The 14,114-nt window shown below is 64.0% G+C and carries 11 protein-coding genes and 1 pseudogene; 6 read left to right on the plus strand and 6 right to left on the minus strand.

Going from position 1 to position 14,114, the window contains the following annotated elements:
* Positions 1-258: 258 nt before the first annotated feature.
* The 3 genes from AKN84_RS33395 to AKN84_RS33405 are packed head-to-tail and all read right to left on the minus strand — an operon-like array spanning position 259 to position 2,438.
* Positions 259-891 (minus strand): glutathione S-transferase family protein, encoded by a 633-nt coding sequence (locus tag AKN84_RS33395; RefSeq protein ID WP_050424718.1) that lies wholly within the window; start codon positions 889-891, stop codon positions 259-261.
* A 16-nt stretch (positions 892-907) separates the two neighbouring features.
* Positions 908-1,654 carry an SDR family oxidoreductase gene (locus AKN84_RS33400; protein WP_050424719.1) on the minus strand — a complete coding sequence of 249 codons (747 nt, stop codon included), beginning with the start codon at positions 1,652-1,654 and terminating at the stop codon, positions 908-910.
* A gap of 37 nt (positions 1,655-1,691) precedes the next feature.
* Positions 1,692-2,438: an SDR family NAD(P)-dependent oxidoreductase gene (locus AKN84_RS33405; RefSeq protein ID WP_050424720.1), complete on the minus strand. Its 747-nt coding sequence runs from the start codon at positions 2,436-2,438 to the stop codon at positions 1,692-1,694.
* Between the two features lie 177 nt (positions 2,439-2,615).
* Between AKN84_RS33405 and AKN84_RS33410 the strand changes: the two genes are divergently transcribed.
* Complete coding sequence (locus AKN84_RS33410) at positions 2,616-3,524, plus strand: LysR family transcriptional regulator (protein WP_050424721.1); 909 nt, start codon at positions 2,616-2,618, stop codon at positions 3,522-3,524.
* Between the two features lie 349 nt (positions 3,525-3,873).
* Here AKN84_RS33410 and AKN84_RS33415 read toward each other — a convergent pair whose 3' ends face one another.
* The gene (locus AKN84_RS33415) at positions 3,874-5,115 is read right to left on the minus strand and encodes an LLM class flavin-dependent oxidoreductase (RefSeq protein ID WP_050424722.1); all 1,242 of its coding nucleotides are present in this window, start codon (positions 5,113-5,115) and stop codon (positions 3,874-3,876) included.
* A 297-nt stretch (positions 5,116-5,412) separates the two neighbouring features.
* Between AKN84_RS33415 and AKN84_RS33420 the strand changes: the two genes are divergently transcribed.
* Together AKN84_RS33420 and AKN84_RS33425 are read left to right on the plus strand one after the other, a co-directional pair.
* Complete coding sequence (locus AKN84_RS33420) at positions 5,413-6,819, plus strand: MFS transporter (protein WP_050424723.1); 1,407 nt, start codon at positions 5,413-5,415, stop codon at positions 6,817-6,819.
* A gap of 219 nt (positions 6,820-7,038) precedes the next feature.
* On the plus strand, positions 7,039-8,244 hold the full coding sequence (locus tag AKN84_RS33425) for an extracellular catalytic domain type 1 short-chain-length polyhydroxyalkanoate depolymerase (RefSeq protein WP_050424730.1): 1,206 nt from the start codon (positions 7,039-7,041) through the stop codon (positions 8,242-8,244).
* A 64-nt stretch (positions 8,245-8,308) separates the two neighbouring features.
* Here AKN84_RS33425 and AKN84_RS33430 read toward each other — a convergent pair.
* Positions 8,309-8,976: pseudogene (locus tag AKN84_RS33430) on the minus strand (MBL fold metallo-hydrolase).
* Between the two features lie 174 nt (positions 8,977-9,150).
* On the opposite strand from AKN84_RS33430, the gene AKN84_RS33435 reads away from it, so the two are divergent.
* The gene (locus AKN84_RS33435) at positions 9,151-9,963 is read left to right on the plus strand and encodes an RMD1 family protein (protein ID WP_050424724.1); all 813 of its coding nucleotides are present in this window, start codon (positions 9,151-9,153) and stop codon (positions 9,961-9,963) included.
* Between the two features lie 94 nt (positions 9,964-10,057).
* Positions 10,058-11,671, plus strand: a complete 1,614-nt coding sequence (locus AKN84_RS33440) for an alpha-amylase family glycosyl hydrolase (protein ID WP_050424725.1) — start codon at positions 10,058-10,060, stop codon at positions 11,669-11,671.
* Between the two features lie 251 nt (positions 11,672-11,922).
* Here AKN84_RS33440 and AKN84_RS33445 read toward each other — a convergent pair whose 3' ends face one another.
* Positions 11,923-13,041, minus strand: a complete 1,119-nt coding sequence (locus AKN84_RS33445; RefSeq protein WP_050424726.1) for a vWA domain-containing protein — start codon at positions 13,039-13,041, stop codon at positions 11,923-11,925.
* A gap of 208 nt (positions 13,042-13,249) precedes the next feature.
* Here AKN84_RS33445 and AKN84_RS33450 point away from each other — a divergent pair, with 208 nt between their 5' ends.
* The gene (locus AKN84_RS33450; RefSeq protein ID WP_050424727.1) at positions 13,250-13,735 is read left to right on the plus strand and encodes an MmcB family DNA repair protein; all 486 of its coding nucleotides are present in this window, start codon (positions 13,250-13,252) and stop codon (positions 13,733-13,735) included.
* The last annotated feature ends 379 nt before the right edge of the window (positions 13,736-14,114 follow it).

Here is a 14,114-nt window from a genome sequence, read left to right on the forward strand (position 1 = left end):
GGACAAATTGGCGCTTCCGTTGCCGAGCAAATCATGTCGCGGGAATGCGAAGCTATGCCCCACCCACGCTCGTCATCGCCCGGCTCGTGGCGATCCAGTACGCCGCGGCCTCTCGGCTCAAGCATAAACGCCTCTGGAATACTGGATCACCCGCATGCGCATGCGCGGGTGATGACATCACGTTGTTTGGTATCTTGTGGCGTAACCTTCACTCCGGAAGCGGTGACCAATCGCAGGATATCTGATCGCGCTCGACGCCTAAGCTGTCATGCTCGGGCGTGAAGCGATGGAATCGTACCAGCGGCGCGACGCCCCGTTTTCCTGTGGAGTGGATAGTCCCAATGCCTTGCTCGCGAAGTCGATTGCGACGATTGCCGTGATGTCGGCGATGCTGAACTTGTCACCCGCTACGAAGGGCATCTCGGACAAGCGTACCTCGAGATCGCTATAGAAGTCAGCGATCCGGCGCTGACCGCGGGTGACCAATTCGGGGATCTGGTCGTAGCCGTGGGGACCTGCGATCGCGCGCCCTTTCAGGCCGGCGGCCCCATTGCGTACGGTCTCCATGACCGAAGCGAAGCCCTCCAACTCCATCCGGCGCTCCCACATGGTGACCGTTGCCTTTTCCTTGGGCGAAGTTCCGAGCAACGGCGGATTCGGCTGCACTTCTTCGAGATAACGGATGATCGCCGGCACCTCCGCGATGACCGTCCCGTCGTCAAGAACGAGGGCGGGCACGACGCGCCGCGGGTTGATCGCCGCATAGGCGTCCGAGAACTGTTCCCGCGCACCGAGATCGACCGGCACGAAGGGCATCGTTATGCCCTTCTCTGCCAAATAAATCCTGACGCGACGCGAATTGGGCGAACCGGAAGACTGGTAGAGTTTCATGGCAGATCTCCCGAACTCAAAGCTTTGAGCCGCCGCCGACCTGGATGGTATCGCCGGTCACCCAGCGCGCGGAATACGAGGCGAGAAAGGTCACCGCGTCCGCGACGTCGTCGGCATGACCGATCCGTTGCAAGGCCTGCATCTTGAGCGCGTAATCGCGGCCCTCATCCGTCCTGGCGAATTCGGACATGTCGGTGTCGATGATGCCCGGCGCCACGGCATTGACGCGGATGCCGCGGGGCCCGAGCAGCGACGCGAAGTGCTTCACCATCGTGTCGATCGCACCCTTGGTGGCAGAATAGGCCGACAACTGGCCCACAGCAGCCCGCGCCGCCAATGACGATGTCATCACGATACTGGAGCCGTCGCCCAACAAGGGGAGCAACTGCTGCACCAGGAAGAACGGCGCGCGGACGTTGACCGCGAACATCCGGTCGAAATCCTCGACGGTCTGCTCTTCGATGGTCGCAGGCACCGCAATTCCCGCATTGGCGACAAGAATATCGAGCTGGCCGACGACGAGTTTGCGCACCTCGGTGGCGAGCCTCTGCGCGCCATCGGATGCGGACAGATCGGCACCGACGGCGTCGGCCTGTCCGCCGGCTTCGCGAATTTCCGCGACCAGGGAATGCGCATCGTCGGCGGAATTTCCGTAGTGAACGATAACGCGGGCGCCAGCGAGAGCGAGCGCGCGGGCGGTGGCGCGGCCGATGCCTCGGGAGGCACCTGTGACGAGGGCGGTTCGGCTGATGAGGTCGGTCATGGTTGTTCTCCTGTTTGGATTTGTGATCGGGGTGTCTTCACGCAGCGGTCTTGCCGCCGTTGACGCTGATAATCTGGCCGGTGATGAACGATGCCTTGCTCGACGCCGCGAACAGGATGGCGTCCGCGAGCTCCTCCGGGCGGCCCGCTCGCTTCATGGGAATTCCCGCAACCATCCCGGCCTTGCGATCGGCGGAGCCCGTGAACCTGTCGAGCATTGCGGTCTCTATCGGACCGGGCGCGATCGCGTTGACGCGGACGCCAAAGGCGGCCGCTTCCAGAGCGGCGGATTTGGTCAAGCCTTCAACGGCATGTTTGCTGGCGACGTAGAGCGAAGCATTCGGCGCTCCGCGGCTGCCCATGGTCGACGATATATTCACGATGCTACCGAAGCCCTGGGACTGCATGATCCTGAGTTCGTGCTTCATCGAGAGGAGGACACCGAGAACGTTGGTGTCGAAAGTCGCCGCGTAGCTTTCCGCGGTTTGCTCGGTCACTGGTCCGGGTGTGCCTTCCGTGCCGGCATTGTTGACCGCGACGTCGAGACGGCTGAACCGCTCGATCGTCCGCTCGACCAGTGCCGAAACGTCGCTCTCTTGCCGGACGTCGGCGCGGACGAATTCTGCTTCGACGCCGAGCGACCGGAGCTCTTCAGACAGCGCGCGGCCGGCGTCGTCGTGGCGGCCAGAAACAACGACGCTCGCTCCTTCGCGGGCGAAGGCAAGCGCGGTGGCGCGGCCGATACCAGTGAGGGCACCTGTGATCAGGACGACTGAGTTGCTCATTTTTACTCTCCAGCGGATGCGGCCGGTATGCTCGATCGGCCTGGTTCGCCAATTTCCACCGCAGCCGGGTCTCAAAGGCGCTGCGAGGTTTTGGCTTCATTGACTGGAGATTTAGGAGAGGCTGGCTTCTTTGAGAAAGACTTCGTAGGGTATGAGGTATACTTTTGAGGAATGGCTATGGAGCTGCGACACCTCCGTTATTTCGTCGCCGTGGCCGAAGAGGGCAGCCTTTCGGTCGCGGCCCAAAAGCGCCTGCACACCGCGCAGCCGTCACTGAGCCGCCAGATCCACGATCTGGAGATGGAACTCGGCGTGCAGTTATTCGTGCGCGGACCGCGCGGCATCGAACTGACGCCATCGGGGCGTGTGTTTCTTGACCATGCGCGAGTGGCTCTGCTGCAGGTCGAGGCCGCCGGCGAAGCCGCCAGGCGCGCCGCCCAGCCGGCGAAATCGGCCTTCTCGATCGGGTTTCTTACCGGGTACGAGATGGACTGGCTTCCGGCGGTAATGGGTATCTTACGTGGCAAGCTGCCGAGCACGGAAATCACCATCCGTAGCGAGGACTCTCCCGACCTCGCTGCGGGACTGATGCGGGGCAAGATCGACCTTGCGTTCATGCGCCCGGAGAGGAGCGCGGCGGGCATTCAGTTCAAGTTGCTCCGTCATGATCCGATCCTGGTCATGATGCCGCGAGACCATCCGCTCGCGGCGCGCTCCTCCGTTCGTCCGAAGGATTTGGTGGGACAGAGCTACATCGGCGTATCTGCGGCGAGAGCGCCAACGCTGCGCTCGGCGATCAATGACTTTTTCACGCGACACGGGTTGGCGATAGAAGCGGCGCACCAGGCGGAGAATCTAGCCATGGCTATTTCGCTGATCGCCTCCACTGGGGGCATCTGCCTTCTGCCGCTCTACGCGCAGAACTTGCTCCCGAAAACCATCGTCTGCCGTCCGATTCAGGGTGCGCCGCCGCTGGTCGATCTGGTGATCGGCTACAATGAAGGTAACCGTTCGCCGCTGCTGGAGTTTGTTCTTTCGAGGGTTGACGAGATCAAGTTTCAGGCGTTGAGGCACGAGGGCGGATGATGCTCGAGGAGAGCGCTCCGCTTGAAGAGAAGGCGTCAACGCAGAAGTCCGCGGTTCCGTTCTGATTCTGGAGCTTGGAAATCAGGCTGCGACAAATCAATCCGACGGGCAAATCAGCGCTGCCGTCGTCGGGCAAATCATGTCGCGAGAATGCGAAGCTGCGTCCTCATCCTCACCGTCGTCCTGGCGAAAGCCAGGACCCATTACCCCGAAGGGTCATTCATGGGTGACACTGGAGCTACGATCCCATTCACAATCAAATGCGCTGGTTATGGGTCCTGGCTTTCGCCAGGACGACGATTGTGAATGTGGCGCGATGTGCGTTCCCCCACGAGGCGAACGCCACAACTCACACCTTCTGCTTCGCGGCTTCCTTCGCAAGGTCGGGCGCATTCACGGCCGGGATGGCGACGCGGCCTGTGCCGGTTTGCTGGAGCGCCGCGGCGGCCTTGTCGTTCTGCATGATCTTGGCCATCACGGCCTGGCCGGCGCGCTCGAACACGGCGCGGTTGTCGACCAGGAACTGGCGCGACTTGCGCAGGCCGTCGATATAGCCGTTGATCTCCGGCACGACATAGCGCGCGACCAGGTCCCAGCTGCGGCGGGTGTTTTCGATGTTGGCCCAGTCGTGGGCGAAGCCGATGATTGAGCCGACGCCGCCGGAGACGTCGACCAGATTCTTGATCATCTTGATCAGATCATCTGGTGTGCCGATGGTGGACGCGGCGCCTTCGACGAAGGCGGTCTTGTCGACCGCTTCATCCGCAGAGGCGAACGCGGTCAGGCCCGGCCGCATCAAGGTGCCGACGTTATATTCGTTGTGCCAGCGCAGCAGCCCAGCGCCGGCCTCGCGCCGCGCCTGCTCGCGGGTCTCGGCGATGTGCCAGGACAGCAGCACGCGCCAGTTGGCGCGGCTCACCGTGGTGCCGGCCTTCGCGGCGGCGTCTTCGGCGAATTGCCACTGCTGCGGCAGCGCCATCAGGCCTTGCGTCGACATCGAGCCCAGCGAGATGATGCCGATGCCGTATTTGCCGGCGAGCGTCATGCCCGACGGCGAGATCTGCGAGGCCACCACGAACGGCATGTCCTCCTGCAGCGGCAGGATCTGCAGCGCGGCGTCGTGCATCTCGAACCAGTCGGTCTTGGCGGTGACGCGCTCGCCGTTGAACAGGCGGCGGATCACCGCGATCGCCTCGTCCTGGCGGTCGCGCTGGGTCATCGGGTCGATGCCGAGCGTATGCGCATCGGAGGCGAGCGCGCCGGGGCCGGAGCCGAAGATGGCGCGGCCGCCGGTCATGTGGTCGAGCTGCACCATGCGCTGCGCGACGTTGAAGGGGTGGTGATAGGGCAGCGAGATCACGCCGGTGCCGAGCTTGATGCGCTTGGTGCGCTCGCCGGCGGCGGCCAGGAACATTTCCGGCGAGGCGATAGTCTCCCAGCCCGAGGAATGGTGCTCGCCGCACCAGAATTCGTCGTAACCGAGCGCGTCGAGCTGCTCGACGAAATCGAGGTCGCGGCGGAATTGCAGCATCGGATGCTCGCCGATCGGGTGATGCGGGGCGAGGAAGGCTCCGAACTTGAGGCGCGCCATTGGTCGTTCTCTCCAACTTATTGTTATCGGGGGCTTTCCGCCAACCTACGGGGTGGGCGAAAGCAAGGCAATGCTCCGGGGTTGCGGCGCCCGCATGGTTGTTGCGCAAATCGGCGGCGATTGCCGCCCTCCGGAATGTTTCCCAGCGCATCAACGCAAGTTGCGCGGGGAGCACGGGCAGATGCGGCATGGCGAGGGATGACGTGCCCGTGAACCAACGCTTACGTCCGAGGTAATCGAAGCGATGACCGGAATCTGCTGATGTCGGCCGTACCGTCATTTCGGGCAGGACAAGGCATGCACCAGATCGTTGCGACGCGCGCGGAGACCTCCCGCCGCTGGTGGGTGCTGGCGATCGTCGTCGCTGCCCAGTTCATGTTCGGCGTCGATGCCTTCATCGTCAACGTCGCGATCCCGACGATCGCCGCGGAGCTGCACGCAACGCCGGCGCAGATCGAGGCCGTCATCGCGATCTATCTGATCGCCTATGCCACGCTGGTGGTCACCGGCGGCCGCCTCGGCGATATCCACGGCACCAGGAACGTGTTCGTCGCCGGCGTCGCGGGCTTCTCGGTGACGTCGCTGTGGTGCGGTCTGGCGCAGTCCGGACCGGAGCTGATCGTCGCACGGCTGGCGCAGGGCGCGACCGCGGCGTTGATGGTGCCGCAGGTGCTGGCGACGCTGCATCTGTTGTTCTCCGACGCCGCGCGTGCGCGGGCGTTCGGCATCTACGGCATCGTGCTGGGCCTCGCCGGCGCCGCCGGCTTCATGCTCGGCGGCGTGCTGGTGACACTCGATCTCGCCGGCCTCGGCTGGCGCGCGGTGTTCTTCGTCAACGTGCCGTTTGGCGTCGTCATCATCGCGGCGGCACTGAAGATCATGCCGACGGTGCCGCGCCGCGCCGGAACGCGGCTCGATATTCCCGGCGCGATCGTGCTGTTCGTGGGCCTGCTCTGCCTGATCGGCCCGCTGCTGTTCGGACACGATCTCGGCTGGACGGCGTGGGTGTGGCTGACGATGGCGGCGGGTGTCGCCGTGATCGCGGCCTTCGTGCGGCTCGAGCGCAGCGTCGCGCGCCGCGGCGGCATGCCGCTGATCGATCTGTCGCTGCTGTCGGATCTCGCCTTCATGCGCGGGCTGGTGGCGGTGTTTTTCTTCTTCTTCGCCAATCTGTCGTTCTATCTGATCATGACCGTGTTCATGCAGAAGGGTCTGCAGATTCCACCGCTGCAGGCGGGACCGGTGTTCGTGCCGCTGGCGCTGACCTTCGTGATTGCCTCGCGGCACAGCGGCATCCGCGCCAGGCATCGCGGCACCCTGGTGTTGATCGAGGGCTGCGCGCTGCAGATCGTTGGTCTCGGTGTGCTGGTCGCGACGGTTCAAGCGATCGCAGCGCCGTCGGCGCTGCTGCTCGCGCTGGTGCTGATGATCTTCGGCTACGGCCAGGGCCTGGTGATGGCGCCGCTGTCGAGCGCGGTGCTGTCGAGCGTGAAGCCGGCAAGCGCGGGAGCCGGCTCCGGCATGTATGGCACCACGACGCAGATCGGCAATGCGGCCGGTGTCGCCGCGATCGGCGCGGTCTTCTTCGCCATCGAGAGCGCGAGATCAGCACATCTGGCGTTGTTTGCGGCATGCGCATTGTTTGTGCTGTCGATATCAATTTCAGCCGCATTTCTGTCATGGATGCGCCGCGCCACTGCATGAATTCGCAGGCGATGGCGCGTCATTTTCGAAAAGTTCATGCTCAAACAAGGTGCTAAGGCAACTATTTCGAGCAATCCGCACTTCGGCCGGTTCCGATCACGCGTTAACGCCGAATCTCACTATTCCGCGGGGCAAGACAGCACACGGCCTTTTCATTTCGCAGTGCAGCAATTATCTGATCGGGTGACACACAAGAACAAATCACCTCAGGAGTTGCTGTTGTCGCTGGTCAACAACATCGAATTTCTGCGTCATCTGCCCAAGATGAACGCGTTCAACGGCCTCGGTGCGCTTGCGCCAGCCGTGCCGACGCCGCTTGTCGAGACAACCGAATTCGGCGCCAATCCCGGTGCGCTGAAGATGTTCTCATACGTGCCCGAGCAGCTGGCGCGATCGCCCGCGCTCGTCGTCGTGCTGCATGGTTGCGGCCAGACCGCAGCGTCGTACGATCTCGGTGCCGGCTGGTCGACGCTGGCGAAGCATTACGGCTTCGCGCTGTTGATGCCCGAGCAGCAGTCCGCCAACAACGCCAACACCTGCTTCAACTGGTTCGATCCGGAAGACACCGCGCGCGGCCAGGGCGAAGCCGCGTCGATCAGGGAGATGGTCGGTCACATCGCCGGCGCGCACAAGATCGATCCGCGCCGGATCTTCGTGACGGGTCTCTCCGCCGGCGGTGCGATGGCGACCGTGATGCTCGCGACCTATCCGGATGTGTTTGCGGCCGGCGCCATCATCGCCGGGCTGCCGTTCGGTGTCGCCGGCAATCTGCGTGAGGCGCTCGGCGCGATGATGCAGGGCAGCGCATTGTCGGCGCCGGAGCTCGGCGACCTCGTACGCAAGCCCTCAACGCACAAGGGCGATTGGCCGAGGATCTCGGTGTGGCACGGCAGCGCCGACCGCACCGTGCATCCGGGCAATGCCGACGCGATCGTCCGGCAGTGGCTCGATCTGCACGGCCTGCCGCTTGCGGCGATGTCGAAAGCCGACGTCGATGGCCATCCGCGTGAGGTGTGGTGGAATGCCGACGGCGAAACACTGGTCGAATCCTACTCGATCACCGACATGGCGCACGGCACGCCGCTCGGGCTTGCCGGCAATGACGAGCGTTACGGTGTCGAGGGTGCGTTCCTGATCGAGGCCGGGATCTCCTCGTCCTATCACATCGCGAGCTTCTTCGGCCTGACCGACAAGGTCCGTCAGCCGCAGATCGCGCCGACCGGCGTGCCGCGCGAGAACGCCGACACGATCTCGATGACGATACCGGTGCCTGCGGACAAGCCCGAGCCTGCAACCGCTCGCAGCAGCGGCCGGCCGGGTAAGAAGCAAGCCAGGCAGCAGGGCAAGCCGCGGAGCAACAGCGTCAATGTCAGCCGCGTCATCACGCGGGCGCTGACCGCCGCGGGGCTGATGAAGCAGCCGTGAGGTCAAAGCATGATCCGGAAAAGTGCGAAGCGGTTTTCCGAAAAGATCATGCGCAAACGAGGAGCTACATCTCGCCGGTCAGGAACGGGTTCGTCATCCGCTCCTGGCCGATGCTCGATCCGGCGCCATGGCCGCAGATGAAGCCGACATCGTCGCCGAGCGGCAGCAGCTTCTGCTTGATCGACTGGATCAAGGTCGGGTGGCTGCCGCCGGGCAGGTCGGTGCGCCCGACCGAGCCGGCGAACAGGACGTCGCCGACATGGGCGAAGCGCAGCTCCTTGTTGAAGAACACCACGCTGCCCGGCGAATGGCCGGGGCAGTGCAGGAGGTCGAAGGTGAGATCGCCGATCGAGACCTGATCGCCCTCGTCGAGCCAGCGGTCCGGGCCGAAATTGCGCACCCCGGTCATGCCGAAGCGCTCGCCGCTCGAGACGACGTTGTCGAGCAGATACTTGTCCGCGATATGCGGGCCCTCGATCTTGACTTGCAACGCGTCGCGCAGTTCGGCGGCGCCGCGACATGGTCGATATGGCCGTGGGTCAGCCAGATCTTTTCGACCGTCACGCCGGTCTGCTTGATCGCGGCCTGGATCTTCGCCACGTCGCCGCCGGGGTCGATCACCACGGCCTTCTTGGTGGGCTCGTGCCAGATGATGGTGCAGTTCTGTTCGAACAGCGTCACCGGCACGATGATCGCGCCGGCCTTCGGTTTGGTATCGGTTGTCTCGTTCATGAGGGCACCATAGGCTACCGGACAATGCCGTCAACACGCACGGGAAATGCGCCTGACCCGGCGTGTGATCCCAAAACGGACCGTGATAAGGTCACCTCCAGCAAACAAGTTCGTGAGCCGACTGGTAGGCGGTTGCTCTCGATTACGCGTCAAGCCCTCGCAGTCCGGAACTTCATGACCCAGGCTCCCAACTCACCGCTCGGCGGACCCCGGACCACCGCCCGCGCCTTCTTCGTCGCGGACCGCATCAACACGTCCGGCCTCGAGCGCGGCGACGTGCTGGCCACGACGCCGCTGGCGTTTCGCGTCAATGACAATGGTGTCGCGGTCCTGTTCCGCTATGGCGTCGTCGTCCTGATCGGACTCAATGCGTTGGAGGAGGATGAATTCCTGCGCAGCCTGCAGTCGCGCATGACCGGTTTGTTCTCCCGACGAGAAGAGGAGATCGCGATCATCGAGCTCGCCGCGGAGAGGGAAGACCAGATTCCGCCGGGCGGTCCGATCTATCTGCAGAGCCTGGCGCCGGAGCGGCTGATCCTGGTCGGTGAGGCGCTGGCGAAAAGCGTGGTGCTGGCGCGGCATGAGCGCGAGGTCCGGGCGGTGTTCGACACCACCGAGCCGCTTGCACGCGAGCTCGCCAAGGGCGGCCGGGTCAATGGCGGCCGTGTTGCGATCCTCAAGCACATCGGCAACGCGCTGCTGGTGCGGCATCGCGTGGCCGGTCCGGTCGAGGTGTCGGAGAAGCCCGACATCCTCTGGGACAAGCCGCAGCTCGAGCGGCTCTATGCCCGGCTCGAGGACGAATACGAATTGAAGGAGCGCGCGGAATCGCTGAACCGCAAGCTCGCGGTCGTCGCCGAGACATCGCAGGTGCTGACCGATATCATCGACACCAGCCGTTCGCTGCGGCTCGAGCTGATCATCGTCTTCCTGATCCTGTTCGAGGTGCTGATCACCATCTATCAGCTGGCGATGGCCCGCCACTGACGCGCTGCAGCGCCATTTTTCTGTCCCGAATTGTGCGTCATCCCTGAACTCGGACAACCCCGGGGACACGGGGCGACGAACGAGGGGGAATGGGATGGATCAGGACGAGCAGGACTGGTGGCGGCGCGGCATCTTCTATCAGGTCTATCCGCGCTCGTTTCAGGACAGCGACGGCGATGGCGTCGGCGATCTCCGGGGCATCATCGCGCGGCTGCCTTATCTGACGCGGCTTGGCGTGGACGCGGTCTGGCTGTCGCCGATCTTCACCTCGCCAATGGCCGATTTCGGTTACGACATCTCCGATTACACCGGCATCGATCCCTTGTTCGGCACGATGGAGGATTTCGACGCGCTGGTCGCAGCCGCCCACGATTCCGGTCTCAAGCTGATCCTCGATCTGGTGCCGAACCATACATCCGACCAGCATCCCTGGTTCATCGAGGCGAAGAGCTCGCGCGATAATCCGAAGCGCGACTGGTACATCTGGCGCGATCCGGCGCCGGATGGCGGTCCGCCCAACAACTGGCTGTCGGAATTCGGCGGCAGCGCCTGGGCCTATGACGAAGCTTCCGGCCAGTACTATTATCACGCCTTCCTTGCGCAGCAGCCCGATCTGAACTGGCGCAATCGCGAGGTCAGGGATGCGATCTATGAGGTGATGCGCGTCTGGCTGCGCAAGGGCATCGACGGATTCCGTGTCGACGTGATCTGGCACCTGATCAAGGATGCCGAATTCCGTGACAATCCGCCCAACCCGCATTACCGCGAGGGCCGGCCACCGCACGAGAAGGTGCTGACGCAATATTCGACCGACCAGCTCGAAGTGCACGCCGTCATCACCGAGATGCGCCGCGTTACCGAGGAGTTCGACAACCGCGTGCTGATCGGCGAGATCTATCTGCCGCTGCACCGGCTGGTCGCCTATTACGGCAACGATCTGCGCGGCGCGCAGATGCCGTTCAATTTCGCGCTGCTGTCGACCTTGTGGAGCGCACGCTCGGTCGAGCACATCATCGCCGATTACGAGAAGGCGTTGCCGCCTGGGGCGTGGCCGAACTGGGTGCTCGGCAATCACGACCGACCGCGGGTGGCGAGCCGGGTGGGGCCGGCGCAGGCGGGCGTGGCCGCCATGCTGCTGCTGACGCTGCGCGGCACGCCGACGCTCTATTACGGCGACGAGATCGGCATGCATCAGGTTGCGATCGCCCCTGGCCAGGTGCGCGATCCCTTCGAGAAGAATGTGCCCGGTATCGGCGTCGGCCGCGACGGCTGCCGCACGCCGATGCAATGGAGCGCCGAGCCTCATGCCGGCTTCTCGACGGCGACACCGTGGCTGCCGCTCGCGCAGGATTTCGCAAGCGACAACGTCGCAAGCCTCGAGGCGGAGCGGGCGTCGATCCTCAACCTCTACAAGGCGCTGATCGCGCTGCGGCGAAAGCTCCCGCAGCTCGTCCGTGGCAGCTATGAGCCTGTGGCGGCGCATGGCGATGTGCTGCTGTTCCGGCGCCGCGCCGCCGAAGGTGTTGCCGTGATCGCGCTGAATTTCGGCGCAGCCCCCGCGTCGGTCTCCTCCAGCGCGATCGGCTTCAGCAACGAGGTTCTGCTGTCGACCTTCATGGATCGCCAGGGCGAGAAGATCGAGGGCGTCCTCGACCTGCGCGCCAATGAAGGTGTGATCCTGGGGCCGCCGATGGAAGTGAGTGAGTGAGGTGAGCACATCGCCCGGGCTCCCTCCCCCCTTGTGGGGGAGGGTGGGGAGAGGGGTAGGCCGCGGGCCCCGTCGAAGTCATCTGCGAGCCTGCTCAGCATGGTTCTTGAGACCGTCACCCAGTCGCGCAAGCGGCACCCCCCTCCCTGACCCTCCCCCACAAGGGGGAGGGAACGGAGAGAGCGTGCCGCGCGAGGCAAGAGACGGACCGTATCCTGATCGCTGAAGGAGAGGCAGCTGTCGGCTAATCCCTACCGCTTGATCTGCGCCTTCAACGTGTCCTCGACCACACGATCGAACGACGACGCCTTCGGCGCGCTCTTGCGGTGCTCGGCGACATATTTGTCGCGCTTGGCGACGAGGGCGGCGAGCTTCTCGTTCAGCGCCTTGCGCTGGGTGATTTGCTTGTCGATCTCGGCGCTGCGTGCCTCCGGCTTCATGGCGCGGAGATTGTCGGGCAGGTCCTCATCCCTGACCTTGGCGATCTCGTTGCGGCCGGCCGCGACGTCGGCGACCAGGTCGCCATCGCCGGTGACCGCCTCCGACGTCACCTTGGCGCGTTTGTTGATGAAGCTCGCCATCTCCGAGGCCCGCGACGGCGAGGCCGCAGCGACGCTGGCGAGCTGCTGGGTCTTGGATTCCGTGCGCTTCTGCAGCGCGCGCGGCCCGTAGGGGATCACGGTGCCGTTGATCTCGCGCTGCAGGATGATGATGTCCTCGTCGTACGGCGTCTCGATGGTGACGATCTGGCCGCCATCCTGCGGGATCGCGATGAACTCGCCATTGCCGTGTTGCGCGATATCGCGCCATACAAGCGCGGTATCCTCGGCGTTGCCGGCGAGCACGGCGTTGACGATGATGTCCTTCTGTTTGGCGACCGCAAGCGTGACCGGGTATTTGGTGTCCTGCGCATAGTCCATGTGCGGCGGGGCGTCCCCGACCAGGAACACGATGCGCGTGCCGTCGCGTCCCTGCGTCCACTGCATCTTGTTGACGGCGACGTCGAGCGCCTCGTTGACGCTCTCCGGCCAGTCGCCGCCGCCGCGCGCCTTCAATTCCAGCAGATTCGCGTAGAGGTCCTGGATATCGCGGGTCAGCTCGACCTTCCTGGTGACATACTCGTCGCCGATGTCGCGATAGGCGATCAGGCCCATCCTGATGTCGGCGTCGGGATTGGAATCGACGATCGCGGTCGCGATCGACCAGATCTTGCGCTTGGCGCCCTCGATCAATCCACCCATCGAGCCGGTGGTATCGAGCACGAAGGCGACTTCGACCACGGGCTTGGCGATGGCGGAGGACAGTCCGGCTGTTAGCGGCAGGATTGCGAGAGCGAAGACGAACGAGCGAAGTGTGATGCGTGACCGCATGGGTCTCTCCTGCAGTGGTTTCGTCCCTCGGAACCCAGGTTCCACCGGCTTCGCGGTGGCTTGAGGCCGGAATCAAGGCGCCTTCCTCGCGAATTTGCGGCCGATTCCAGCGCTGCCGTTGGGCTCTATTCGTGCGAGCATGATCTTGACGGAAAACCGGATTCCACTTTTCCGGATCATGCTCGATGGAATCGGCTAGTCTCCTTGGATGGAGTCTCCCGCCCGCCAGATCGCGCTCGTGCCCGCGCCCGACCGACGCCAGTCGGAGACTGCGCTTGCGATCGCGCGCGGCACGGCGAGGCTTCTGAGATCGCTCGGATTTTCCTGCATCAGCGAATTGTCGCTGCCGTCCGGCCGAAGGGCCGATCTGGTCGCGCTGAACGAGCGCGGCGAGATCTGGATCGTCGAGATCAAGTCATCGCTCGAGGATCTGCGCGCCGACCAGAAATGGCAGGACTACCGGATGCATTGCGACCGGCTGTTCTTCGCCTTCATGCAGGACCTGCCGTGCGAGATCTTCCCGGTCGACACCGGCCTGATCATCGCCGACGCCTATGGCGCGCATCTGCACTGCGAGGCGCCGGAGCATCGCCTGCCGGCAGCGACGCGGAAGTCGATGACGGTGCGCTTTGCGATGGCCGCCGCGCAGCGGATCAACCGCCTGGTCGATCCGCAGGGGCACAGCGAGTTCTAGAAGCGCGATCTCGTAGGATGGGTAGAGCGCAGCGAAACCCATCGACTTCGTGCCGCAGGGACAGATGATGGGTATCGCTTCGCTCCACCCATCCTACGTAGCTCTACGAAGCGCCCTACAAACGCAAATGGCCGGGACTAAGCCCGGCCATCGCAAGACAATATGCAGCTTCGCCTAAAGCCTGATGAGATTAGGTTGAGCTGGAACGGCGTCGAAGGTTCACCTCTCCCTTGGGAGAGGTCGATTTGCGCAGCAAATCGGGTGAGGGATTACGGTCTATCGAAAGGGCAACAGCCCTCACCCGGATTGCTTCGCAATCCGACCTCTCCCCAACGGGGAGAGGTGAACCGAGACCGCGCCAAACCGATTCAACCAAAAC

This window comes from Bradyrhizobium tropiciagri, assembly GCF_001189845.1.
Lineage (GTDB): Bacteria > Pseudomonadota > Alphaproteobacteria > Rhizobiales > Xanthobacteraceae > Bradyrhizobium > Bradyrhizobium tropiciagri.